This window comes from Dactylosporangium vinaceum (assembly GCF_019904175.1).
Taxonomy (GTDB): domain Bacteria; phylum Actinomycetota; class Actinomycetes; order Mycobacteriales; family Micromonosporaceae; genus Dactylosporangium; species Dactylosporangium vinaceum.
This window is the reverse complement of sequence record NZ_CP061913.1, coordinates 6,375,268-6,396,925: the sequence shown is the minus strand read 5'-3', so window position 1 is coordinate 6,396,925 and position 21,658 is coordinate 6,375,268. Positions and strand designations below refer to the sequence as shown.

General features: G+C 72.6%; 20 protein-coding genes. 11 read left to right on the top strand and 9 right to left on the bottom strand.

Translation table 11 applies throughout. The features are described from left to right. Positions 1 to 14 precede the first annotated feature (14 nt). From Dvina_RS28735 to Dvina_RS28725, 3 genes are read right to left on the bottom strand one after another with little or no spacing between them, the layout of a single operon-like run. On the bottom strand, positions 15 to 1,892 hold the full coding sequence (locus Dvina_RS28735; RefSeq protein WP_223092456.1) for a CheR family methyltransferase: 1,878 nt from the start codon (positions 1,890 to 1,892) through the stop codon (positions 15 to 17). A 9-nt stretch (positions 1,893 to 1,901) separates the two neighbouring features. After that, positions 1,902 to 2,651 carry an ATP-binding protein gene (locus tag Dvina_RS28730; protein WP_223092455.1) on the bottom strand — a complete coding sequence of 250 codons (750 nt, stop codon included), beginning with the start codon at positions 2,649 to 2,651 and terminating at the stop codon, positions 1,902 to 1,904. Next, positions 2,648 to 3,667: a chemotaxis protein CheB gene (locus Dvina_RS28725; RefSeq protein ID WP_223092454.1), complete on the bottom strand. Its 1,020-nt coding sequence runs from the start codon at positions 3,665 to 3,667 to the stop codon at positions 2,648 to 2,650. The genes Dvina_RS28730 and Dvina_RS28725 overlap by 4 nt, the downstream gene beginning before the upstream one ends. Before the next feature lie 158 nt (positions 3,668 to 3,825). Between Dvina_RS28725 and Dvina_RS28720 the strand changes: the two genes are divergently transcribed. Further along, on the top strand, positions 3,826 to 5,046 hold the full coding sequence (locus Dvina_RS28720; RefSeq protein ID WP_223092453.1) for an MFS transporter: 1,221 nt from the start codon (positions 3,826 to 3,828) through the stop codon (positions 5,044 to 5,046). On the opposite strand, the gene Dvina_RS28715 is transcribed toward Dvina_RS28720, so the two are convergent. Next, entirely contained in the window at positions 5,019 to 5,990 is a 972-nt protein-coding gene (locus Dvina_RS28715) for a hypothetical protein (protein WP_223092452.1), read from the bottom strand. The two genes, Dvina_RS28720 and Dvina_RS28715, sit on opposite strands and share 28 nt — an antisense overlap. A 26-nt stretch (positions 5,991 to 6,016) precedes the next feature. Here Dvina_RS28715 and Dvina_RS28710 point away from each other — a divergent pair, with 26 nt between their 5' ends. Beyond that, entirely contained in the window at positions 6,017 to 7,225 is a 1,209-nt protein-coding gene (locus Dvina_RS28710; protein WP_223092451.1) for an erythromycin esterase family protein, read from the top strand. Here the strand turns inward: Dvina_RS28710 and Dvina_RS28705 are convergent. Beyond that, entirely contained in the window at positions 7,215 to 7,823 is a 609-nt protein-coding gene (locus tag Dvina_RS28705) for a TetR/AcrR family transcriptional regulator (RefSeq protein WP_223092450.1), read from the bottom strand. The two genes, Dvina_RS28710 and Dvina_RS28705, sit on opposite strands and share 11 nt — an antisense overlap. A 21-nt stretch (positions 7,824 to 7,844) precedes the next feature. Between Dvina_RS28705 and Dvina_RS28700 the strand changes: the two genes are divergently transcribed. Next, positions 7,845 to 9,263 (top strand): FAD-dependent monooxygenase, encoded by a 1,419-nt coding sequence (locus tag Dvina_RS28700; protein WP_246655380.1) that lies wholly within the window; start codon positions 7,845 to 7,847, stop codon positions 9,261 to 9,263. Positions 9,264 to 9,305: 42 nt separating this feature from the next. Here the strand turns inward: Dvina_RS28700 and Dvina_RS28695 are convergent, their stop codons facing one another. Then, positions 9,306 to 10,517 (bottom strand): sugar efflux transporter, encoded by a 1,212-nt coding sequence (locus Dvina_RS28695; RefSeq protein WP_246655379.1) that lies wholly within the window; start codon positions 10,515 to 10,517, stop codon positions 9,306 to 9,308. 31 nt (positions 10,518 to 10,548) lie between these two features. Then, complete coding sequence (locus Dvina_RS28690; protein WP_223092449.1) at positions 10,549 to 11,745, bottom strand: vanadium-dependent haloperoxidase; 1,197 nt, start codon at positions 11,743 to 11,745, stop codon at positions 10,549 to 10,551. A 101-nt stretch (positions 11,746 to 11,846) separates the two neighbouring features. Between Dvina_RS28690 and Dvina_RS28685 the strand changes: the two genes are divergently transcribed. The 5 genes from Dvina_RS28685 (at position 11,847) to Dvina_RS28665 (ending at position 15,707) form a co-directional block, all read left to right on the top strand. Further along, positions 11,847 to 12,383: an RNA polymerase sigma factor gene (locus Dvina_RS28685; protein WP_223092448.1), complete on the top strand. Its 537-nt coding sequence runs from the start codon at positions 11,847 to 11,849 to the stop codon at positions 12,381 to 12,383. 4 nt (positions 12,384 to 12,387) lie between these two features. After that, positions 12,388 to 13,047: a QcrA and Rieske domain-containing protein gene (locus Dvina_RS28680; RefSeq protein WP_223092447.1), complete on the top strand. Its 660-nt coding sequence runs from the start codon at positions 12,388 to 12,390 to the stop codon at positions 13,045 to 13,047. 67 nt (positions 13,048 to 13,114) lie between these two features. Continuing rightward, the gene (locus Dvina_RS28675; RefSeq protein WP_223092446.1) at positions 13,115 to 13,579 is read left to right on the top strand and encodes an SRPBCC family protein; all 465 of its coding nucleotides are present in this window, start codon (positions 13,115 to 13,117) and stop codon (positions 13,577 to 13,579) included. A 128-nt stretch (positions 13,580 to 13,707) separates the two neighbouring features. Then, a complete protein-coding gene (locus tag Dvina_RS28670; protein ID WP_223092445.1) occupies positions 13,708 to 14,529 on the top strand; it encodes an SDR family NAD(P)-dependent oxidoreductase in 822 nt (273 codons plus the stop codon). Further along, positions 14,526 to 15,707 (top strand): zinc-dependent alcohol dehydrogenase, encoded by a 1,182-nt coding sequence (locus tag Dvina_RS28665; RefSeq protein ID WP_223092444.1) that lies wholly within the window; start codon positions 14,526 to 14,528, stop codon positions 15,705 to 15,707. The genes Dvina_RS28670 and Dvina_RS28665 overlap by 4 nt, the downstream gene beginning before the upstream one ends. On the opposite strand, the gene Dvina_RS28660 is transcribed toward Dvina_RS28665, so the two are convergent. Further along, positions 15,704 to 16,828 carry a sigma-70 family RNA polymerase sigma factor gene (locus tag Dvina_RS28660; RefSeq protein WP_223092443.1) on the bottom strand — a complete coding sequence of 375 codons (1,125 nt, stop codon included), beginning with the start codon at positions 16,826 to 16,828 and terminating at the stop codon, positions 15,704 to 15,706. The genes Dvina_RS28665 and Dvina_RS28660 overlap by 4 nt on opposite strands. 101 nt (positions 16,829 to 16,929) lie before the next feature. On the opposite strand from Dvina_RS28660, the gene Dvina_RS28655 reads away from it, so the two are divergent. Further along, positions 16,930 to 17,763: a glucose 1-dehydrogenase gene (locus Dvina_RS28655; protein WP_223092442.1), complete on the top strand. Its 834-nt coding sequence runs from the start codon at positions 16,930 to 16,932 to the stop codon at positions 17,761 to 17,763. Here Dvina_RS28655 and Dvina_RS28650 read toward each other — a convergent pair. Further along, positions 17,712 to 19,004, bottom strand: coding sequence for a cytochrome P450 (locus Dvina_RS28650; protein WP_223092441.1), 1,293 nt, complete (start codon positions 19,002 to 19,004; stop codon positions 17,712 to 17,714). The genes Dvina_RS28655 and Dvina_RS28650 overlap by 52 nt on opposite strands. Before the next feature lie 327 nt (positions 19,005 to 19,331). Between Dvina_RS28650 and Dvina_RS28645 the strand changes: the two genes are divergently transcribed. After that, on the top strand, positions 19,332 to 20,708 hold the full coding sequence (locus Dvina_RS28645) for an ABC transporter substrate-binding protein (RefSeq protein WP_223092440.1): 1,377 nt from the start codon (positions 19,332 to 19,334) through the stop codon (positions 20,706 to 20,708). After that, entirely contained in the window at positions 20,709 to 21,647 is a 939-nt protein-coding gene (locus Dvina_RS28640; RefSeq protein ID WP_223092439.1) for a carbohydrate ABC transporter permease, read from the top strand. Positions 21,648 to 21,658 lie beyond the last annotated feature (11 nt).

The following is a 21,658-nucleotide window of genomic DNA, read 5'->3' as shown; positions in this document are numbered from 1 at the left end:
CCCTCGACCCCACGCTATGCCGATCCGGGCGAAACCGCACCGTGAGCCGCCGGATTCGCACCCGCGCCCACCTCCGTCACCAGGATCGCCCCGATGACACCCGACGCCTCACTCGTGAGCGGCGTGCACACCACCCTCAGCTCGACCGTACGCCCCCGGCGGTTCACCGCCGTCTGCTCGGACTCCTCCCGCGCCGATCGGCCGGTGAGCACGTCACGGATGGCCGGGCGCAGCTGCCCGGTCGACAACCCGATGTCGATGTTGAGGAAGTGCTGGCCGACGGCCTCGTCGGGGCGCAGGCCCCACAGGTCCTCGCAGCGGCGGTTCCAGACCAGGATGTGCATCTCCCGGTCGAGGACGACGACGCCGGCCTGGAGGCTGGTGAGGATGGCCTCCATGAACGAGTTCGCGTCATTGAGCTCGGCGGTGCGCTCGCGCAGTTCGTCGTTGATGGACTGGAGCTCGTCGTTCGTCGACTGCAGCTCCTCGTTCATCGTCTCGAGCTCCTCGTTCGTCGACTGGAGCTCCTCGTTGGTGGTCTCCAGCTCCTCGACCGTGGACTGGAGCTCCTCGTTGGTGGTCTCCAGCTCCTCGTTGGTGGACTGCAGCTCCTCGTAGGCGGTCTCCAGCTGCCGGTTGGCGTGCTCGAGCTCGTCCTGCAGCCGCCGCGACGCGGTCATGTCCTGGAAGATGACCACGACGCCGAGCAGGCCCGCGTCGGAGTCGATGAGCGGGTGGATCTGGATGTTGAGGAACTGCTTCTCGCTGGTGCCGGTGGCCAGCTCGATGTCGTCGATCCGGGTGACCCTGCGCTCCACCTGGGCCTGCTCGATGTACCCCCGCAGCTCCACCGGCCGGTAGGACAGATCGAGATCGCGGAAGGGCCGGCCGATGTCGCGCGGTGACACCCCGAAGAGCGTCTCGGCGCGCCGGTTGGTGAGCGCCACCAGGCCGTCGGCGGTGACCACGACCTGCGCGACCGGGCTGGCCATGAACGCCTCGTTGCGCAGCCGGTCCAGGCCGAACAGCTCGGTGCGCGGCGGCGTGTGGCTCGGCTCGGCCAGGTACGCCCCGCCGTTGAGCACGGGCCGCGACACCTTGCGGAACATCCGCCGCTTGAGGTCCAGGGGCGTGAACAGGTTCGCGTGGCTGAGCAGCATCTCGGCCTTGCCCAGGAACAGCACGCCGCCGGGGGCCAGCGCGAAGTGGAAGCGCGACAGGATGCGGGTCTGGGTCTCGGCGTTGAAGTACATCAGCGCGTTGCGGCACACCAGCAGGTCGATGCGGCTTATCGGGGCGTCCTGGACCAGGTCGTTGCGGCCGAAGATGATCGAGCGGCGCAGGTCCTTGCGGAAGGTGAACCGGCCGCCGGCGGGCTCGAAGTACCGCTCCAGCAGCCCGGGCTCGAGGTGTGCCAGGTCGCGCTCGCCGTAGGTCGCCTGGCGGGCGTGGACGAGGCTCTCCTCGTCGACGTCGGTCGCGTAGATCTTGATGCGCTCCCGGAACCGCTCCGCGCCCATGGTCTCGGCCAGGACGATCGCGAGGGTGTACGCCTCCTCGCCCGACGCGCACCCGGCGCTCCACACCCGCAGCGGCCCGTCCTGCTCCTCGACGAGGCGGGGGAGGACCTCACGACTGAGCGCGTCCCAGGCGTCGGGGTCGCGGAAGAACCCGGTCACGTTGATCAGGATGGTGTTGAACAGGGCCGTGAACTCGTCCGGGTGCACCTGCAGGTAGTCCAGGTACTCCGCGTAGCCGTCCGGCGGGACCTGCGACATGCGCCTGTCGACCCGGCGCATCAGGCTCGATCGCTTGTACCCGGTGAAGTCGAAGCCGCGGGCCTCCTTGAGGTAGACCAGGAGGGCCTCGAAGTCCGGATCGGTCTGCGTCACCGCGCCACGCTACCGCCTGGGCTCGCGCCGCAGCGTCGCCCACACCACCTTTCCGCCCGCGGTATGCAGGCAGCCCCACGCCGAGGCCATGCCCTCCACGATCAGCAGGCCCCGGCCGGGCTCCTCGTCCTCGTCGTCGCCGGCGTCGCCGGAGCGCTCGAGGGGCAGCCGGCTCTCGTCGTGGACGGCCAGGTGCAGATGGCGGTCGCGCAGGGCCACGCTGACCAGCATCGGGGTGCCGGCGTGCTCGATCGCGTTGGCGACGAGCTCGGTCACGATGAGCGCGGCCCGATCGGCCAGCTCCGGCAGCCGCCACTGGGCGCACGCCCGGTCGACGAGCTCGCGGGCGGCCGACGTGGAGGCCGGCCGGGCGGCGAGCGCCAGCTCGAGCCGCCGCGGCCCGGGCATCCGGGCGTGGGCGGCGACGGCCTCGGCCGGGCCGGTGTGCACCGGCACCTGGCGGGCGACGCCGAGCCGGTCCAGCTGCGCGTGCAGGGCCGGTGTGGCGCCGACGAGCATCATGTCGGTGCCGAAGTCGACGCCGTGCCGGGCGATCATCGGGAACACCGTGAGCGTGATGTCATCGACGGCCACGAGCCCGGCCACGTCGATCAGCAGCACCTCGGGGTGGTCGGTGAGCGCCTTCTGGCCCGCGCCGCGCAGCAGCGACACCGAGGCGAACGTCAGCCGCCCGGTCGCGCGCAGCACGGCCACCGGGAACCCCGGCTCGTGGGTGCAGGTCAGCTCGTCGGGCGTCATTGCAGCACATCCTCCGGGACGCCCCCGGACAGGTCGCCGAGCCGCTCGATGAGCTGCCGGATCGTCTTGCCGGCCGCCTCGGCCTCACCGGCCGCCTCGCTGTAGCGCCCGGCCGTCGGCTGGAACCCGCGGACCCGCGCCGAGTCGGCCATGCGCCGGCTCAGCGCCGCCTTCTCCTCGAGGCTGCGCAGCGCCATCCACAGCGCGCCCTCCAGGGTGCCACCGAGCTCGCCCAGCAGCCCGGCCGCCGACCACGCGTGCCCGACCCGGCAGCGGAACCGCCCGGCCGCCGCGGGCATCTCGAACAGCGCGCCGTGACACGACGGGCAGCCGAACCCGGCGGGCACGCCGCCGATCTCGTCGGCGGTCACGGCCTCCATCGCCGCCATGGCATCCTCCGCATCCAGCGCCGCGTGCTCGACGGCGTCCCGTGGTGCCGGCCCGGGCAGGTCGGCCAGCAGCTCGGCCAATGCCGGTCCCATCATCGCGACCGGCAGCGTCCGGGCCGTCGGCACCTGCGCGGCGGCGTGGCGTGGCATGGACGGGTACAGCGCCTCGGCCGGGTCCTGGATCAGCCCGACGCCGCCCTGGCGGGCCACCTCGGCCAGCCCGTAGGCGCCGTCGTCGCGGTTGCCGGAGAGCACGACCCCGAGCACGGACGCGCCCCACCAGCGGGCGGCCGAGCGGAACAGCGGGTCGGCGGCCGGCCGGTGCCCATTCTCCACCGGGCCGTGCGACAGGCGCAGGTGCCCGTCACGGATCAGCAGATGTCGATTGGGCGGGGCGACGTAGACCCGCCCGGCCTCCAGCGCCGCGCCGTCACTGGCGTGTGCCGCCGGCAGCGGGCCCGACCGGTTCAGAATGTTGGGCAGTGCGGTGCCGCCGTCGCGGGGGATGTGCAGCACCACGCACACCGCGCCAGGCAGGTCGGCGGGCAGCGCGCCGCAGAATGCACGCAGCGCCTCGACGCCCCCGGCGGACGCGCCGACGACGACGATCCCGCGGGGCTCAGTCATACCCTTGCATTCTACGCTGTCCATGACCCGATCATGGGTGGCTCAGTTACCCGTTGCGCCGGTGGGTCAAACCGTTGGGCAGGTCACGCCTGTCACATCCCAGCGCCGCCGGACGGAGCCGGGTGGCGCCCCGGCGGCGATCATGATGGGGTCGGGGCGTGTTGTGGACCGGGAACTTCCTGCGGTACTTCCTCGCCCGCACCGTCTCCGTGTACGGCGACGCGATGCTGGTGGTCGCCTCGGCCCTCGCGGTCGGGCACCTCTACGGGGCGACGGGAGTGGGCCTGGTGCTGGCCGCCTACACCGTGCCGTTCCTGGCGAGCATCCTGTTCGGCGGCGTCTTCGCCGACCGGATCGGGGCCCGGCCGCTGATGCTGGGCGCGGACGTCGTGCGGCTGCTGGCCCAGTCGGCCGTGGCCGTGGCGTTCTTCACGGGTACCCCCCATCTGTGGCTCCTGATCGTCTGCTCGGCGGTCAGCGGGATCTCCGCGGCGGCGTTCCAGCCGGGGGTCAACGGGATCATGCCCCTGGTCACCGACGACCTGCACCGGGCCAACGCCACGATCAAGATCGCCACGTCGATCGCGCAGCTGCTCGGCCCGGCGACCGCCGGTCTGCTCTTCGGCTTCCTCGGCGCGGCCCCGCTCTACGCCGCCGACGCCGCGACGTTCGCGGTCAGCGGCCTGTGCCTGGCCGGGCTGCGGCTGCGCGGCACGCCTGCGGCAACCGGGTCGTCACCGCTGCGTGACCTGGTCGAGGGCTGGCACGGCTTCCGGTCGCGGACCTGGATCTGGAGCGTCATCCTGGTGTGGATCGTGTACGGCGTGCTGCTGTTCGGCCCGCTCATCCCGCTCGGCTCCGTGCTCATCAGCGGCCGGCTCGGCGCTCCCGCCTACGGCTGGACCGAGTCCGGCCTCGCCGCCGGGGCGATCGTCGGCGGCCTCCTCGCGCTGCGCCTGCGCCCGGGCCGGCCCCTCGCCGCGGGCGCTGTCGCGATGTTCGGCTACGGCCTGCTGCCGCTCGCCATCGCGCTGCACGCGGGGCTGCCGGTGCTGCTGGGCGCGGCCGCCGTCAACGGCGCGGCGTGGTCGTTCTGGTCGGTGATGTGGCAGACGAGCGTCCAGACGAACGTCCCGCCGTCGATGCTCAACCGGATCACGTCGTACGAGGTGTTCGGCTCGGACGGCAGCCTGCCGATCGGCCAGGCCCTGGCCGGCCCGGTCGCCGCGCTGGTCGGGGCCGAGGCCGTGCTCGGCTCGTCGGTCGCGGTGAGCGTGCTGGGCTGCGTCGCGCTGCTGCTCATCCCGGCCGTGCGGGGCCTGCGCCGCGCCGCACCGCGCAGCGTGCCCGATCAGTCGCTGTCGACCCAGACCCAATGATCCGGTTTGTACGCCACGCCGGCCGCCGAGAACAGCTCGCCGACGAGGTCGCGGTTGGCCTCGATCGGCCGCCCGTCACCGAGGACGCCCCGGGCGACCAGCTCCCGGAAGCACGCGTCCAGGCCGGCCCGCTCGTCGAGACCGAGGTGGGCCCGCAGGTAGCCGGTCAGCGGCTGCAGTGACGCATACGGGGTGACGGCGCTGTACCCGTATTCGCGCCCGGCGTCCCCGGGCCGGGCGCCGTAGTCGTAGAACTCGGTGAACGCGATCCGGTCGTCGATCGAGGACACGAGCAGCGTGAGGGTGAAGATGCAGTCAGTGTTCGCGCGGTTGGCGTGCAGCAGGGGGTACCGCCGCTCGCTGCGCTCCTCGAACTCCAGCCCGAGCGCCTCGTAGAGCGCGAGGACCTGCTCCCGGGTCGTGATCGGTTCGAACGCGGCGATGAACCGGCCGATCCGGTCCTCAGTGGACAGTGCGCGGGCGCCGGTGAGGTGCTCGGTCAGGCGGTCCAGGTTGTCGTACCCGGTGACCACGTGCACCTTCTGCTCGCCGTACCGGGCGAAGGTGATGGCCGGCGGGTTGCCGTCCGGCGTGATGGCGAGCGTGGCCTGCCGGCCCAGGTGCACCCACGGGATGCTGCTGGAGCGGCGGATGAGCAGCCCGGTCGCCGCGAGCAGCCCGGCCACCCGATCGCGGGCCTTCCCGGGTGGCAGCGGCGCCGCCGCGGTGGCGTCGCGCACGGCCGCGACGAGCGGGCCGGGATCGGCCGCGTCGAGCCGGGCCTCGACGTGGAACGCCGTGAACCGGCCCAGCCAGCCGGAGCCGTCGCCCGTGTACTTCTCGGTGAACCTGAGCTTCGCCGGCTCGCCACTGACGGTGACGGCGAGCGTACGGGTGTGCCCGGTCGCGGTGGTGGACGTGTGCAGTACCTGCTCCCCGTTCATGCTGCCACGATAGATAGGGTCCGCTCGTGGAAACGATCATGCTGACGACAGTCGATCCCGCCGCACCCCTCGACGACCTGGAGCCGTTGGCCGCGGCCGTGCGGCGCGCGCGGGTCGTGGCGATCGGCGAGAACGCGCACATGGTCCGCGAGTTCTACCGGTTCCGTCACCGGCTGCTGCGGTTCCTGGCCGAGCGCTGCGGCTTCACGGCGTTCGCGATGGAGTCCGGGTTCAGCGAGGGCCTGGCAGTGGACGCGTGGACGCGCGGCGGCCCCGGCGAGCTGGACACGCTGGCCCGCGACCACATTACCTACACGATGGGCCGCTGCCCGGAGATGCGCGAGCACCTGACGTGGATGCGGGCGGGCGGCCTGCGCTTCTTCGGCGTCGACGTGCCCGGCTCCACGGCCTCCCCGCTGTCCGCGCTCGACGGGGTGCAGCGCTACCTGGCCGCGCTCGACGCCGACGGCGCCGCGCTCGTCGACCGGCTGCGCGCCGATGTGCTGCAGTTCGCGAGCGAGCACGCCCTGCGCTCGCACGCCGCGTACGCCGCGCTCGAGCCCGCGCTGCGCGACCGGATCACCGCCGGGTTCGCCGACCTGGCCGCCCGCTTCGACGCGCTGGAGGTCGACTACGCGGACGCCTCCGGCCCGGCCGCCTACCGGGTGGCCCGCCACGAGCTGCGCCTGGCCGTACTCCTGGACCAGGCCCTGCGCAGCTACGCGGCCCGGATCGGCGGCGACACCGCCCACCCGAAGGTCGCCGCCCGCGACCGCGGCATGGCCGAGACGATCGGGTGGCTGCTCGACACCCTGCCCCCGGACACCCGCATCGTCCTCGGCGCCCACAACAGCCACATCCAGCGCACCCCGGTGCGCACCCCGGCGTTCGCGCTGTCCGCGATGGGCCACCACCTGGCCCACCGGCTCGGCGAGGAGTACCTGACGATCGCCGTCACGGCGACCGCCGGCACCACGTCCAGCCACCGCGCCGACCCGGACTCGCCGAGCGGCGTGGCCATCGCCGCCGCCCCGCTCGACCCGCCGGTCGACGGCAGCGCCGAGGCGGCCTACGCGCCGTCGACGCTCACCGACCTGCGCCCGCTGCGCGGCGAGCCCGGCGGCCCGGACCGGATCCGCATCATGAACGTCTACCAGGAGGCCCCGATCACCGCCGCCTACGACTTCGTGGCCAACCTCCCGCACATCACCACCACCGAGCAGGTCACCGCCTGAGCGGCGGGCCCGGGTCCCGCTGCAGGGGGCGGAGGGCCTCGATAGCGGCCCGGGTGCGCCGGCGCACGGCCGGGATGGCGCGCGGGGCCGGGGCGGTGCTCAGCGACTCGACGGTGCGCACGAAGACGGCGACGAGCGCGTCGGCCAGGGCGGTGGCGTTCGCGGGTGGGTAGCCCTCGGCCTCCTCGAGGCGCCCGGCCAGGCCGGTGGCGACGCGGTGGGCCAGGTCCAGCAGGGCGCGGTGCAGGGTGTTGCTGACCGCGATCTGGCGGACCATGCCGCCCGGCGTCTCCACGGCGCGCCGGGCGTCCGGGCCCAGCAGGAACGTCTCCAGCCAGTGGCCGTAGGCGTCGACGACGCCGGTGCCCGGGGCGCGGGCGGCCAGGGTGCTCAGCATCGTCTCCTCGAACGTCTCGGCCAGATCGAAGACCAGGCTCTCCTTCGTCGGGAAGTAGTTGTAGAGCGTCTGCTCGGACACTCCCGCGGCCCGGGCGACCTGGGTCATGGCCACGTTGTCGTAGCCGTGCTCGGCGAACAGGCCGGCGGCGGCGTCGGCCATCGCGGCGCGGGCGCGGGCCTTCTTTTCCTCACGGAGCATTTTTGGGTTACCCTAAATATCGTGCTACTCAAAGATTCGTACGACGTCATCGTAGTCGGCGCCGGGCCGGTCGGGCTGTTCCTCGCCACCGAGCTGCAGCGCTTCGGGGTCGGCGTCGCCGTGCTGGAGCGCCTCGAAGCGCCCTCCGAGCAGATCAAGGCCGGGTCGGTCGGGTCGCCGTCGGCGGAGATCTTCGACCAGCGGGGGCTGCTCGACCGGTTCCCGCAGCCGGACCTCAGCATCTTCCCCAAGGGGATGCCGGTCGGGCACTTCTCCGGGCTGTGGCTGCTGCGCGGCGCACCCGAGCTGCGGACGCTGCCGGTGTTCGCCCAGCAGGCCGTCGTCGAGGCCGAGCTGGAGACGTACGCGCGCACCCTCGGCGTCCCGGTCCTGCGCGGCTGCACGGTGACGGGTCTGGACGGCGAGCGGGTCACGGCCGAGCACGAGGGGGCGGCCGTCGAGCTCACGGCCCGGTTCGTGGTCGGGTGCGACGGCGGGCGCAGCACCGTGCGGCGGCTGGCCGGGTTTGCGTTCGAGGGGACACCGGCGACGATCACCGGCCGGCAGGCGCTCGTCGACATCGCCGGACCGAACCCGCTGGCGAAGGGGTGGCACCGCACCGGCACCGGCATGGTGGTGTTCGGGCCCGGCCCCCAGCGCGTGCTCACCGTCGAGTTCGACGGGCCGCCGGCCGACCGCGACGCGCCACTGTCCCGCGAGGAGATCGAGGGCTCCCTGCGCCGCACCTCCGGCACCGGCGTCGTCGTCGACCGGCTCGTCACCGGCACCCGGTGGACGGACAACACGCGGCAGGCGACACGGTACCGCCTCGGCAACGTCCTGCTCGCCGGCGACGCGGCGCACGTGCACCCGCCGTTCGGGGGCCAGGGCCTCAACCTCGGCTTCCAGGACGCGGTGAACCTCGGCTGGAAGCTGGCGGCGACGATCGCCGGCTGGGCGCCCGAAGGGCTGCTCGACACCTACCACGAGGAGCGGGCCCCGGTCGCGGCGGCGGCGCTGGCCAACACCCGGGCGCAGGTCGCGCTCATGCGGCCCGACCCGCAGACGAGCGCGCTGCGCGAGGTGTTCACCGACCTGCTCGCCTACGACGAGCCCAACGCGCACCTCACCCGGCTCATGAGCGGCGTCGACCGGCCGTATCCGATGGACAGCGACCACCCCGAGGCGGGCCGGATCGCCGCCGACCGCCCCGTCGGCGACGCGCGGCTGTGGGAGCTGCTGCGCCGGCCCGGCGGCCTGCTGCTGGACGCCACGCCGGACGGCGACGCCGCGAAGGTGGCCGCGCCGTGGGCCGGGCGGGTCGCGGTGGCCGAGGGCCCGCAGAACCTGCTGATCCGCCCGGACGGGGTGGTGGCCTGGGGCAGCGCGGGCACCGACGGGCTGGAGCGGGCGCTCACGACGTGGTTCGGGCCGCACTGACGCGCCGCGAAGGGGCCGGGGATGGGGCAGGCCCCGCCCCGGTCAGCGTGCCGTTCGCCGGGCCCGGGCGACGAGCAGGAGCAGCAGGCCGGCCAGGCACAGGCCGGTGCTGATGGCCCACGCCGAGCGGTAGCCGAAGTGGGCCGCGACGCCCAGCAGCGACCCGGCGAGCATCGCGCCGATCGGGAACGTGTTGGTGAACAGCGTCGTGGCGTGCCCGGGGCGGCCGGGCATCATGTCCTGCATGTAGGTGATGCCGACGCCGGAGATCGCGGCGATGAAGGCCGCGTTGACGGGCTGGGCCGCGGCGAGCACCCACACGTTCGGGCTCGCCCAGCCGATCGCGTAGTAGACCACGGCGCAGGCGGCGCCGATCCGGACCAGCGTGCTCAGCCGGAAGCGGGTGGTGAGCGCGCCCAGGCCGAGCATCAGCGGGATCTCCAGGGCCGCGCACAGGCCCAGGATCAGGCCGGCGGCCGACGCCTCGGCGTGCAGGTCGCGGCTGATGAACAGCGGCAGCGCCTGCACGGCGAGGGTCATCGGCGTCTGGAGCAGCACGAACGCGGCCACTGTCGCCCACAGCAGCGGCCGCGGCACGGTGAGTGGGGTGGAGGACTCGTCGGCCGTCTCGCGCGGCGGGGCCGGCAGCGTCTCCAGGCGCAGCACCGCGACAAGCGCGGCGGTCAGGTACAGGCCGGCCGCCACGCCGTAGAGCAGCCGGAACCCGCCGACGTCGAGCAGCAGCGCGGCGAGGGCCGGGCCGCCGACCCAGGCCAGCGAGAACACGGTGCGCATCGCGCTGATGCCGAACGCGGCCCGGTCCGGGCTGTCGCGCTCGAGGACCTGGCGGGCGTAGGCGAACGTCTGCGGGAACAGCGAGCCGGACAGTGCGAACACGCTCACCGACAGTGCCAGCAGCACCCAGTAGTCGCGCACGACCGTGTAGAGCCCGGTGCAGGTCACCCCGCCCAGCGCGGCGATCACGAGGATCCACCGCCGGTAGGGGCCGCGGTCCGACAGCCGGCCGACGAGGGTGGTGACGAGCACGCCGGCCAGCGGCGAGGCGACCAGGAACAGGGTCACCCGGCCGGGGCCGGCGTGCAGCTCGGTGTTGAGGAACAGCGCGATGAACGGGAACACCACGGCCGTGCCCATGCCGACGGCCAGGAACATCAGGCTGAGGGGCAGGAGGGTGCGGGCCAGCCCGCGCAGCCGGGGCCGCGCGGAGGCAGCGCTGTCGGTGGTCGTCGTCACTCCCGGCACTTTACCGGTCAGGACAACCGGTTTACCCGTGCCGGCTGTATCGGGCGACGTGGATGCCCAGCTCCTGCCCGGCCCGGTGGTCGATCCGGGTGTGCACACCCGCATAGATGCGGCTGAGACCGGCCTCGTCGGCGGCGGCCTGCAGCGATCGGAACGTCCGGGACACGCCCGGCAGTGACTCCGATGTGACGCTCAGTGCCTGGCGCCGACCGAATGTCGCGGCAAGCACGGTTGCGGCGGCCTGGCCCACGGCGCTGTGCGCACCGACGTACGACGGGTCGGCCGGGGTCGTGGCCAGCGGCAGCCACTGTGGGTCACCGAGCTCGCGGATGGCGGTGACCGGGCGCCAGATCCGGAAGTGGTACTTCGCGTCGTAGAACGCGATCACCGTGTCCGCGAGCACCGCGGCCAGCCGCGCGAAGAGGTGCGCGGCCGGGACGACGCCGAGGTGGTGGCCGGTGGTGAGACCCTGGGCGATCTCGAACCAGGAGTTCCAGATCGGCGCGGCCCAGAACCTGGCCTGCTCGGTCTGGTCGGCCGTGCGCGCGGTGCCGGTGTCCCGGCCGAGGACGCGGACCTCGTCGTAGAGGGCGGCCGACAGCCGCGGATAGGGCGCCGGGCGGCACTGGCTCGCCCGGGCCAGGCCGAACGGGCGCACGTGCGCCCAGTGGGTGAAGACGGCCGGGGTGAAGGCCGGGGCCGCCGGGCGCCACTCGCCGGGCCGCGTGCCCGGCGGGATCGCCGGGGGCGTCGCGCCGGCGCCGTCGTCCGCGCGCACGTGCAGTACCACCGCTGCCGCTGTTTGTCCATTATGGACACCCCTGTCCCGCGCGCCGGCATCGGGCACGGCGGCCAGGTCCCGGGCCAGGCGCTCGGCGAACCGCGCGGCCCGGGCGGGAAACAGCGCGGCCAGGACGTCGTGCGCGGCCCGGGCGGCGGCCGCGGCCGGGGAGGCCCGCCTGTCGCACACGAGCGCCGCGTCGCGCACGGCCAGATGCATGAGCGCGAAGCTGCGGGTCGGGTGCACGGTGGCCGGCTGGGCCCCCGGCGTGCGGACCGCGGCGAGCAGCTCGGCGTTCCAGCCCGGCACGACAGCGCCGTCGTCGTCCGGGCGGCGCGCCCCTGCGAAGGCCGGCGCGCCGGTCGTGGTGAGCAGGGCCGCGGCTGCACTGCCGGCGGCCCCGGCCACGATCAGGCTTCGGCGTCGGATACCCGTCATCTCGTACCTCCAATGCTCGGTCGAGAACAGATACGTGCGCGGGTTACGGTCGGCCGGTGCGTGTAACCCGGGCCCGTATCTCCATGCGGAGGTGAGTGCCGGTGACCGCGCCGAAGCCCGTGCGTCTGCTCAAGCTGGTGTCGCAGGCGTCCTACGGCTCGTGGGAGGACGCGTACTCGGACAACGTCGAGCGGCTGTACCGGCTGATGTTCGCCCGGACCGGCAACCGGCAGGACGCCGAGGATCTCACCGCCGAGGTCTTCCTGGCGGCGGTACCGCGGGTGCGGCTGGACGTGAGCATCGGCGAGGTGCGCGGGTACCTGCTGAGCGTCGCCCGGACCGTGCTGGCCGAGCACTGGCGGCGCACGCTCGGCCGGCAGGTCACCGAGATCGACCTCGAGACGGTCGCCGACGAGTACGCCGCCCCCGACCCGCGGCCGGACAAGGCCGAACAGGTGCGGCGGGTGCTCGACGCGCTGCCGGAGCGCTACCGCACGATCCTGCGGCTGCGGTTCCTGGAGTCGGCCACGATCCGCGAGGCGGCCCGGCAGATGGGTGTCAGCATCGCCAATGCGAAGGTGCTGCAGTACCGTGCGCTGCGCCACGCCGCCGGACTGTTCGACTCGGATGGGAGCTGAGCCGATGCGCCGCCTGACCGACTTCGTGCAGCGCCTCCTCGACGGGCGCCGGCCCCGCCCGTTCGTGCCGACCGACGACGAGACCGCTGCGCTGCGCGCGGCGATCGTGCTCAAGAGCAGTGCCGCGGAGCCGGCGGTACCGCGGGCGCAGTTCGTCGCGGACCTGCGCGAGCGGCTCGCGGATCGGGCCGCGGGGCTGGAGCAGCCGCCGCCGAGGCTCAAGCGGCGGCGGGCGCTGCTGGCCGGGGCGGGTGCGGCGGCGGCCGCGGCCACGGCGGCCGTGGTGGCCGACCGCACGCTGATCGGCGGGCCGCCCGGCCTGAGCGCGCTGAGCCCCAACGACGGCGTCTGGCACCCGGTGCTGGCCGCCGATGCGCTGGCCGAGGGCGAGGCGGTCGCGTTCGACACGGGCGTCGTGTCCGGCTTCGTCAGCCGCGCCGCCGGCCGGGTGTCGGCCCGCTCCGGCATCTGCACCCACCAGTTCTGCCGGCTGCGCCTCAACCAGCCGGAGCGGCGCCTCGACTGCCCGTGTCACCGCACCGCGTTCGGCTACGACGGCACGGTCCTGCGCTCGCAGCTGTCGCCGCCCCCGGCCCGCCTGCCACTGATCGAGGCGCGCGAGGCGGGCGGGCAGATCGAGGTTTTCGTGCCCCGCAGTTCGTGACGCCGCTTACGTTTCCTCCGTCCCGGGCCGGGCACTCGAAAGGAGTACGCGACGCAAGGAGGTTGACATGAGCACGGTCACCGAGTCCGTTGACGTGCACGTTCCCGTGCACACGGCCTACAACCAGTGGACCCAGTTCGAGTCGTTCCCGCAGTTCATGAGCGGAGTCGAGTCGATCCGTCAGCTCGACGACCGGCACACCCACTGGGTGACGAAGATCGGCGGCGTGGAGCGCGAGTTCGACGCCGAGATCACCGAGCAGCACCCGGACGAGCGGATCGCCTGGAAGAGCACCACCGGCGAGACGCAGCACGCGGGCGTCGTGACCTTCCACCGCCTCGGCGACACCGACACGCGGGTCACCGTCCAGCTCGACTGGCAGCCGCAGGGCCTCACCGAGAAGGTCGGCAGCGCCGTGGGCGTCGACTCGATGCAGGTCAAGGCCGACACGAAGCGGTTCAAGGAGTTCATCGAGCAGCGCGGCCAGGAGTCCGGCGCCTGGCGCGGCGACGTTCCGCGCCCGGGCGCGTAACACCTGACACCGCGGCCCCGCACCTCGCTCCCGCGAGGTGCGGGGCCAGTCTCGTTTCCGGCGGTGCGGTGCTCACCTTCGAGTGAGATGTTTTGTTTTTGGGTGGGGTGCCCGGGTATGCGCCGGGTATGACCCACGTGACGGAACGCCCGCTCGCCGTCGTGACCGGCGCGAGCAGTGGTATCGGCTATGAGCTGGCCAGACAATTCGTCGAGCACGGCTACGACGTGCTCATCGCGGCCGAGGACGCCGGGCTGGAGACGGCCGGAGCGGACCTGCGCCGCGACGGCGGGGCGCAGGTGCAGACCTGCCGCACCGACCTGGCGACCTACGACGGCGTCGAGACGCTCTGCCAGGCGATCGCGGCGACCGGCCGGCCGATCGACGCCGTCGCGATCAACGCCGGCCGCGGCGCCGGCGGCGACTTCGCCACCGAGACGGCGCTGCGCGACGAGCTCAACATCATCGACGTCAACGTCACCTCGACAGTGCACCTGGCCAAGCGGGTGCTGCCCGGCATGGTCGAGCGCGGCGCCGGGAAGGTGCTGTTCACGTCGTCGATCGCCTCGACGATGCCCGGCTCCTACCAGGCCGTCTACAACGCGTCGAAGGCGTTCGTGCAGTCGTTCTCGGAGGCGGTGCGCAACGAGCTCAAGGACACCGGCGTGACGGTGACGTCGCTGATGCCCGGCCCGACGGACACGAACTTCTTCGAGCGGGCCGACATGATGGACACGAAGGTCGGCGCCGGGAAGAAGGACGACCCGGCGAAGGTGGCCGAGCAGGGCTTCAAGGCGCTCATGGACGGCGACGACCACGTGGTCGCGGGCTCGTTCAAGAACAAGGTGCAGGCGGTCGTCGGCAAGGCGCTGCCGGACACCGCGAAGGCGGAGATGCACCGCAAGATGGCCGAGCCGGGGTCCGCCCCGGAGTCAGGAGCTGGAGCATGAAGGCCGTTGTGTGGCACGGCAAGCGGGACGTGCGCGTCGACGAGGTCGCGGACCCGCGCATCGAGCAGCCCAACGACATCGTCATCCGGATCACCTCGAGCGGCCTGTGCGGCTCCGACCTGCACCTCTACGAGGTGCTCGGGCCGTTCATGTCCGCCGGTGACATCCTCGGCCACGAGCCGATGGGCATCGTGGAGGAGGTCGGCGCCGAGATCACCAACGTGCGCCCCGGCGACCGGGTGGTGATCCCGTTCAACATCTCCTGCGGGCACTGCTGGATGTGCACCCAGGGCCTGATGACCCAGTGCGAGACCACGCAGGTGCGGGCCGAGGACAAGGGTGCGGCGCTGTTCGGCTACACCCGCCTCTACGGGCAGGTGCCGGGCGGGCAGGCCGAGTACCTGCGGGTGCCGCAGGCCCAGTTCGGCCCGATCGTGGTGCCCGAGGGCCCACCGGACGACCGGTTCGTGTACCTCTCCGACGTGCTGCCCACCGCCTGGCAGGCGGTCGAGTACGCGGCCGTGCCGCCGGGCGGGACCGTCGCCGTGCTGGGTCTCGGCCCGATCGGCGACATGTGCACCCGCATCGCGTCCTACCGCGGCTACCGCGCCATCGGCGTCGACCTGGTGCCGGAGCGCCTGGCCCGCGCCCGGGCCAACGGCGTGGAGGTGCTCGACCTCGGTGAGCACGACGACGTCGCCGACGCGCTGCGGGAGCTGACGAACGGCCGCGGCCCCGACTCGGTCATCGACGCGGTCGGCATGGAGGCGCACGGCTCCCCGGCCGGGAAGCTGGCGCAGACCATGGCCGGGTTCCTGCCGGACGCGGCCGCCCGCAAGTTCATCGACAAGGCCGGCGTGGACCGTCTCAACGCGCTGCACCTGGCGATCGACGCGGTCCGGCGGGGCGGGACGATCTCACTGTCGGGCGTCTACGGGGGTACCGCCGACCCGATGCCGATGATGGTGCTGTTCGACAAGCAGGTGCAGTTGCGGATGGGCCAGGCCAACGTCAAGCGCTGGGTCGACGACATCCTGCCCCTGCTGACGGGCGACGGCGACCCGCTGGGCGTCGACGGGTTCGCCACCCACCGGGTCCCGCTGGCCGACGCCCCCGCCGCCTACTCGGCGTTCCAGGAGAAGAAGGACGGCACCGTCAAGGTGCTCTTCAAGCCCTAGCCGTCCTCGCTGAGCCGGCGGCGCAGGAAGCTCAGGGCGTGGGTGAGCAGCCGGGAGATGTGCATCTGGGACAGTCCGAGACGCGCCGCGATCTCGGACTGGCTCAGGTTGCCGTAGAAGCGCAGCGCGATGATCCGCTGCTCCCGCTCGGGCAGGCTCCTGATCACCGCGGGCAGCGAGACGCGCAGGTCCACCAGGCCGAAGGCGGGGTCGTCGCCGCCCACGCCGTCCGCGATGGTGGCGTCGTCGGACTCGGGGCCGGCGGGCGCGTCGATCGACATCGGGTGCTGCATGTGCCCGGCCGTGATGACCTCGGCGACCTCGGCCTCGCCGACGCCGAGGTGGGCGGCCAGGTCGGCGACGGTGGCCGTCGAGCCGAGCTCCTCACGCGCCTTGCCCATCTCCAGCCGCAGCTCCTGCAGGCGGCGGGGGACGCGCACGGCGCTCGTCCGGTCGCGGAAGTACCGCTTCAGCTCCCCGGCGACCGTCGGCGTCGCGTAGGCGCCGAACTCGAGGCCGCGCTCGGGGTCGAAGCCGTCGACCGCCTTGACCAGGCCCAGCGACGCCACCTGGACGAGGTCGCCGACGGGCTCGCCGGAGCCGGCGTAGCGCCGGGCCAGGTTGCGGGCCGCGGGCAGACACATCGCGATGATCTCGTCGCGCCGGCGGGCTCGGCGGGGGTCGTCGGGGGCCAGGGCGTACAGCTGCCCGATCAGCTCGGTCACGCCGACCGGCCAGTGCCCGTGCCCGATGTGCAGGGCGGCCGAGTCGACGGGCGTGCGGTCGCGGTCGGCCTCCGGCCAGTCCAGGTCGGCGTAGGCGTCGAGCTCCTTGGCGACGCCGGCGATCTCCAGGGCGGTCAGCGCGATGCCCCGGGCCCCCGTCACGCGCAGCCGACCGCCGGCCTTCTCGGCACGTTGTTGCAGGTAGAGCAGCACCTTGATGGAGGCCGCGTCGATCAGCCGGGCGCGCGCGGCATCCACGGTGATGTCATGGCAGCCGCTGTCGAAGCGCTCGTACACGACCTGGCGCAGGTATGGCACGGAGGCGTAGTCGAGCACGCCGTCCAGCTCGACAAGCGATTCCCGGGGCCGGGAGGACAGCGTCATCGACAGTTCCATGGCCTCGTTAGTTGCCGTGCGACAAGGGTTCAAACAATGATCACCGATTTCGGGCCCGCGCGGGTTCGTTTCGGTGCCGGGGGCCCGGGTAACGGCGGCGCATGTCCGAACCTCAGCAGCAGCCTCCGGGCACCCTGGCCCGCATGGCCCGCAAGCCCGATCACGGCGAGACCTCATACCGCGGCAGCGGCCGCCTCACCGGCAAGGTGGCGGTCATCACCGGCGCCGACAGCGGGATCGGCCGGGCGGTGGCGATCGCCTTCGCCCGCGAGGGGGCCGACGTGCTCATCTCCTACCTCAGCGAGCACGACGACGCCCGCGACACCGCCAAGTATGTGGAGGCGGAGGGCCGCCGGGCCGTCCTGGTCCCCGGCGACCTGGCCGACCGGGCGATGTGCGAGTCGGTTGTCCGCACGGCGGTCGAGGAGTTCGGCCGGATCGACGTGCTGGTGAACAACGCCGCGTTCCAGATGAGCCACGACAGCGTCGAGGAGATCGACGACGAGGAGTGGGTGCGCACCTTCGACATCAACATCCACGCGATGTTCCGGCTGGTGAAGGCCGCCCTGCCCAACCTGGCGAAGGGCTCGGCGATCATCAACACGAGCTCCGTCAACTACGACATGCCGCGCCCGAACCTGCTGCCCTACGCCACCACGAAGGGTGCCATCGCCAACTTCACCGCGGGCCTCGCCCAGCTGCTCGGCGACCGCGGCATCCGGGTCAACGCGGTCGCCCCGGGCCCGGTCTGGACGCCGCTGATCCCCTCGACGATGCCGGCGGAGCAGGTCGAGGAGTTCGGGAAGGACACGCCGCTGGGCCGCCCGGGCGAGCCGGCCGAGCTGGCCCCCGTCTACGTCCTGCTCGCGTCGGACGAGGGCAGCTACATCTCGGGCGCGATCGTGCCGGTCACGGGCGGCAAGCCGATCCTCTGACCGCTGTGGTCGAGCGTCCGGGGGAGGGGCGAGCGCAGCGGGGCCGCCGTCCGCAGCGGGCCGAAGCGGTCCAGGAGCGCGGCGATGAGCGTGCTCGTCGTCAGCAGGACCACGTTGCGGCCGGGGCAGACCCCGGGCCCGGCGCTGAATGGGAAGACCGACCAGCTGCGCATCGCCTCCCCGTGCAGCCAGGTCTCGGGCGCGAAGTCGTCGGCGTGCTCGCCGTCGCGGTGGAAGTACGAGCTGGGCAGGATCAGCTCCGTCCCGGCCGGGAGGGTGCCGCCGGGCCACCGGGTGTCGACGGTGCTCTCACGCAGCACGACGAGGGTCGTCGGCCAGAGCCGCACCGTGTCCTGGACGCAGGCCCGGATGTACGGGTAGACGGGCCCCTGGTCGCGGGCGGCCGTCGCCTGCCGGGCCGGGTCGGAGCCCAGCAGGGCCAGTGTGCGAAACGCGCTGATGCCTGCCGCGTCGAACGCGAACAGCCAGTGCGGCACCTGACCGGCCGGGTCGACGCCGGGCGCCGCGGGGTTGGCCGCCATGGCCCCGGCCAGGCTGCCCGGCTCGGCCCGCGCCACATACGCGTCGACGCGCCGCTGGAACCGGGCCCGCAGGTGCTCCGGCCGCGGGCGCAGGTAGGCCCAGTTCGCGGCGTTGCGGAGGCGGTTGAGCTCGGCGGTGAGCCGCTCGTCGTCGCGGGCCGCGGCGCCGAGCACGACCCGGCGGGCGATGCGGTCGAACATCGCCGCGAACGCGGGCCAGTCCAGGACCGGACCGTCCACCGTGGACACCTCGTCGCGGACCACCGCGGCGACGGCACCGGCGATGTGGTGGTGCAGCTCGGCGCCGGTGTCCAGGACGCGCTCGTTGTAGTGGCGCCGGGCCTCGCGCTCCCGGCCACCGGAGATCAGCACGCCGTGCGGCTGGAAGTGCCGCAGTGCCGCCACCTTCTCGGTCGTGGCCAGGGCGAACGGCTCGGGTGAGCCGGTCAGCACGCGCTCGACGCCGTCCGCGCTCAGCACCAGCGCGATCGAGCGGCCCGGGACGGCCAGGCGCAGGGGGCCGTCTCCGTGGCGGGTGCGCAGTTGCCGCAGTACCGCCGCCGCCCGCCGGTCCAGGTCGAGCCGCTGCGCGAGGCGGACCACGCGGTTGCGGCGGCGGATCACACCCTGGGCCAGCAGCGGGGCGAGGACGACGGCGGCGCAGCGGGCGGTGTCGAGCACTCCCAGGCGGTTCGGCATACCCCTGCGGCTACCCCTCGGGGCGGGCGGAAAACGACAGGCGGCCGGCGTCACCGCAATGGTGCAAGTTATTGCGATCATCGACGCAGAAATTGCGCACCCAACCGGCGGCATTTACCGCGGCGAAATGCCGACCGTGGCCGGATTCCTGCACGTCGCGCCCATCGATGCGGACAGCAAGCGCCGATAATCAGGCGGCAATCCAGTCGAGTTCTTGCACGAAACTCTGGACTTCTTCCGGGCGCGGTCGTACTGTCTGCGACACCGATACGAAACACACCCCGTGACATCGCACCGCGCATCCCGTCCGCCCGAAGGGATTGATACATGTCAATTTACTCGAGAATGGTGGTGCTCGCGCTCGCCGGCGCGCTCGGGACCACGGCCCTGACCGCCTGCGGCGACGGCAAGGACGACGCCGAGGCCGGCGGGGCGACGACGATCGTCGTGGACTGCCCGCCGCAGAAGACCGACAACGGCGGCAAGTCCCTGCAGCTCTGGAACGACGACGTCGCCGCGTTCCAGAAGGCCCACCCCGGCGTCACCATCAAGACGGTCTCCGTCGGCAGCCAGTGCAACAACCCGCCGGACTTCACCGCCCGGCTGCAGGGCGGCACCCAGGCCGACCTGTTCTACGGGTACATGACCGACCTCGACCAGGTCCTCGACGCCGACGCGGCTGAGGACATCACGAAGTACATCACCGCCGACACGGTCCCGGGCTGGGACAAGCTCCTGCCGGCCATCAAGGACCCGTTCATCGACAACGGCAAGGTCTACGGCCTCGGCTACGCCGGCTACGGCCTCGGCCTCGTCATCAACAAGCCGCTGTTCAAACAGGCCGGGCTCGACCCCGCCAAACCCCCGGCGACGTGGCAGGAGGTCGCCGCCGCGGCCAAGAAGATCAGCGGCCTGGGCAACGGCGTCGCCGGCTACCAGGAGTACAGCGCCGGCAACACCGGCGGCTGGCACTTCTCCGCCGCCCTGTACTCCCGCGGCGGCTCGGTGCTCAGCGCCGACGGCAAGAAGGCCGCGTTCAACACCCCCGAGGGCAAGGCCGTCCTGGCGAACCTGAAGTCCATGCGGTTCAGCGACAACAGCGTCGGCGAGAAGCAGCTGCTGCAGTGGGCCGACCTGCTCACCAACGCCGGCGCCGGCAAGGTCGGCATGTACATCGGCGCCCCCGACACCATCAAGTCGATCGTCACCCAGTTCAAGGGCAGGTACGAGGACTGGTCGATCGGCCCGATGCCCGGCGACAACGGCCCGGCCAAGGCGACCCTCGGCGGCGGCAGCGGCTACTTCTTCAAGAAGGGGCTCAGCGCGGCGCAGATCAGGGCCGGCCTGCAGTGGATCACCTTCGAGAAGCTGACACCCGGCCAGGGCGACTTCAACTACGCGGCCCAGAAGGGCATGGGCGTGCCCGTCGGCCTGCCCGAGCCGCTCATCTGGAAGCCCGGCACCGACGTGCAGCGGCAGGACGACGAGCTGAAGAAGGCCAACAGCAACCTCGACCTGAGCGACTACGCGCCTTACGCGAGCACCCCGATCACCGTCAAGGCCGAGCCGGCCCGGGCCCAGGCCATCTACGCCGTGCTCGACGCCGCGATGTCCGCGGTGCTCACTCAGCCCGACGCGAACGTCGACACGCTGCTGAGCACGGCCGAGCAGAAGGTCAACACGATCCTGTCCCAGGAGTCCTGAGTGGACGGCGCGGTCCGGCTGGACCATGCGGTGCGGCCGGCCCGCGCCCCGGCCCGGACCTCATCGAAGACCGGCAGCCGCATCCGCAGCACCGTGACCGGGCACGCCTTCCTGATCGGTGCGGTCGCCTGCTTCGCCGTCTTCTCCTGGTATCCGATGGTCCGGGAGTTCGTCATGAGCTTCCAGCGCACCCGCCGCGGCGTCACCACCTGGGTCGGCTGGCAGAACTACGAGCGGCTGTGGCACGACCCGAGCTTCGCCGCGGCGTGGCGCAACACCGTCACGTTCACGCTGCTGGCGCTGCTCATCGGCTACGCGCTGCCGTTCCTCATCGCGGTCCTGCTCAACGAGCTGCGCCACGCCCGCGGCTACCTGCGGGCCCTGGTCTACCTGCCGGTGATGCTGCCGCCCGCCTCCGCGCTGCTGCTGTTCCGCTTCGCCTACGACCCGGGCGAGGGCGGCATCTTCAACCACCTGCTGCACGCGGCGCACCTGCCGACGTCGCAGTGGGTGCAGTCCACGACGATGACCCAGCCCTCACTGGTGCTCGCCTCGACGTGGATGAACGTCGGCAGTTCGATACTGGTGTACCTCGCGGCACTGCAGAACATCCCCGGCGAGCTGTACGAGGCGGCCGAGCTGGACGGGGCCGGCGTCCTGCGGCGGCTGTGGCACGTCACGGTGCCGCAGACCCGGCTCATCCTGTCGCTGATGTTCCTGCTGCAGGTCGTGGCGACCATGCAGGTCTTCATCGAACCGCTGATCCTGGCCGGCGGCGCCGGGGTCGAGGACTCCGCGACCTCCGTCGTGTACCTGATGTACCAGCACGCGTTCAAGCAGAACGACCTCAACGGCGCCGCCGCGCTCGGCGTCATGCTCATGGTCGTCCTGGCCGGCTTCTCCATCGCCTATGCGCGGCTGAGTCCGAAACAGGATTAGGGGGGTACCCG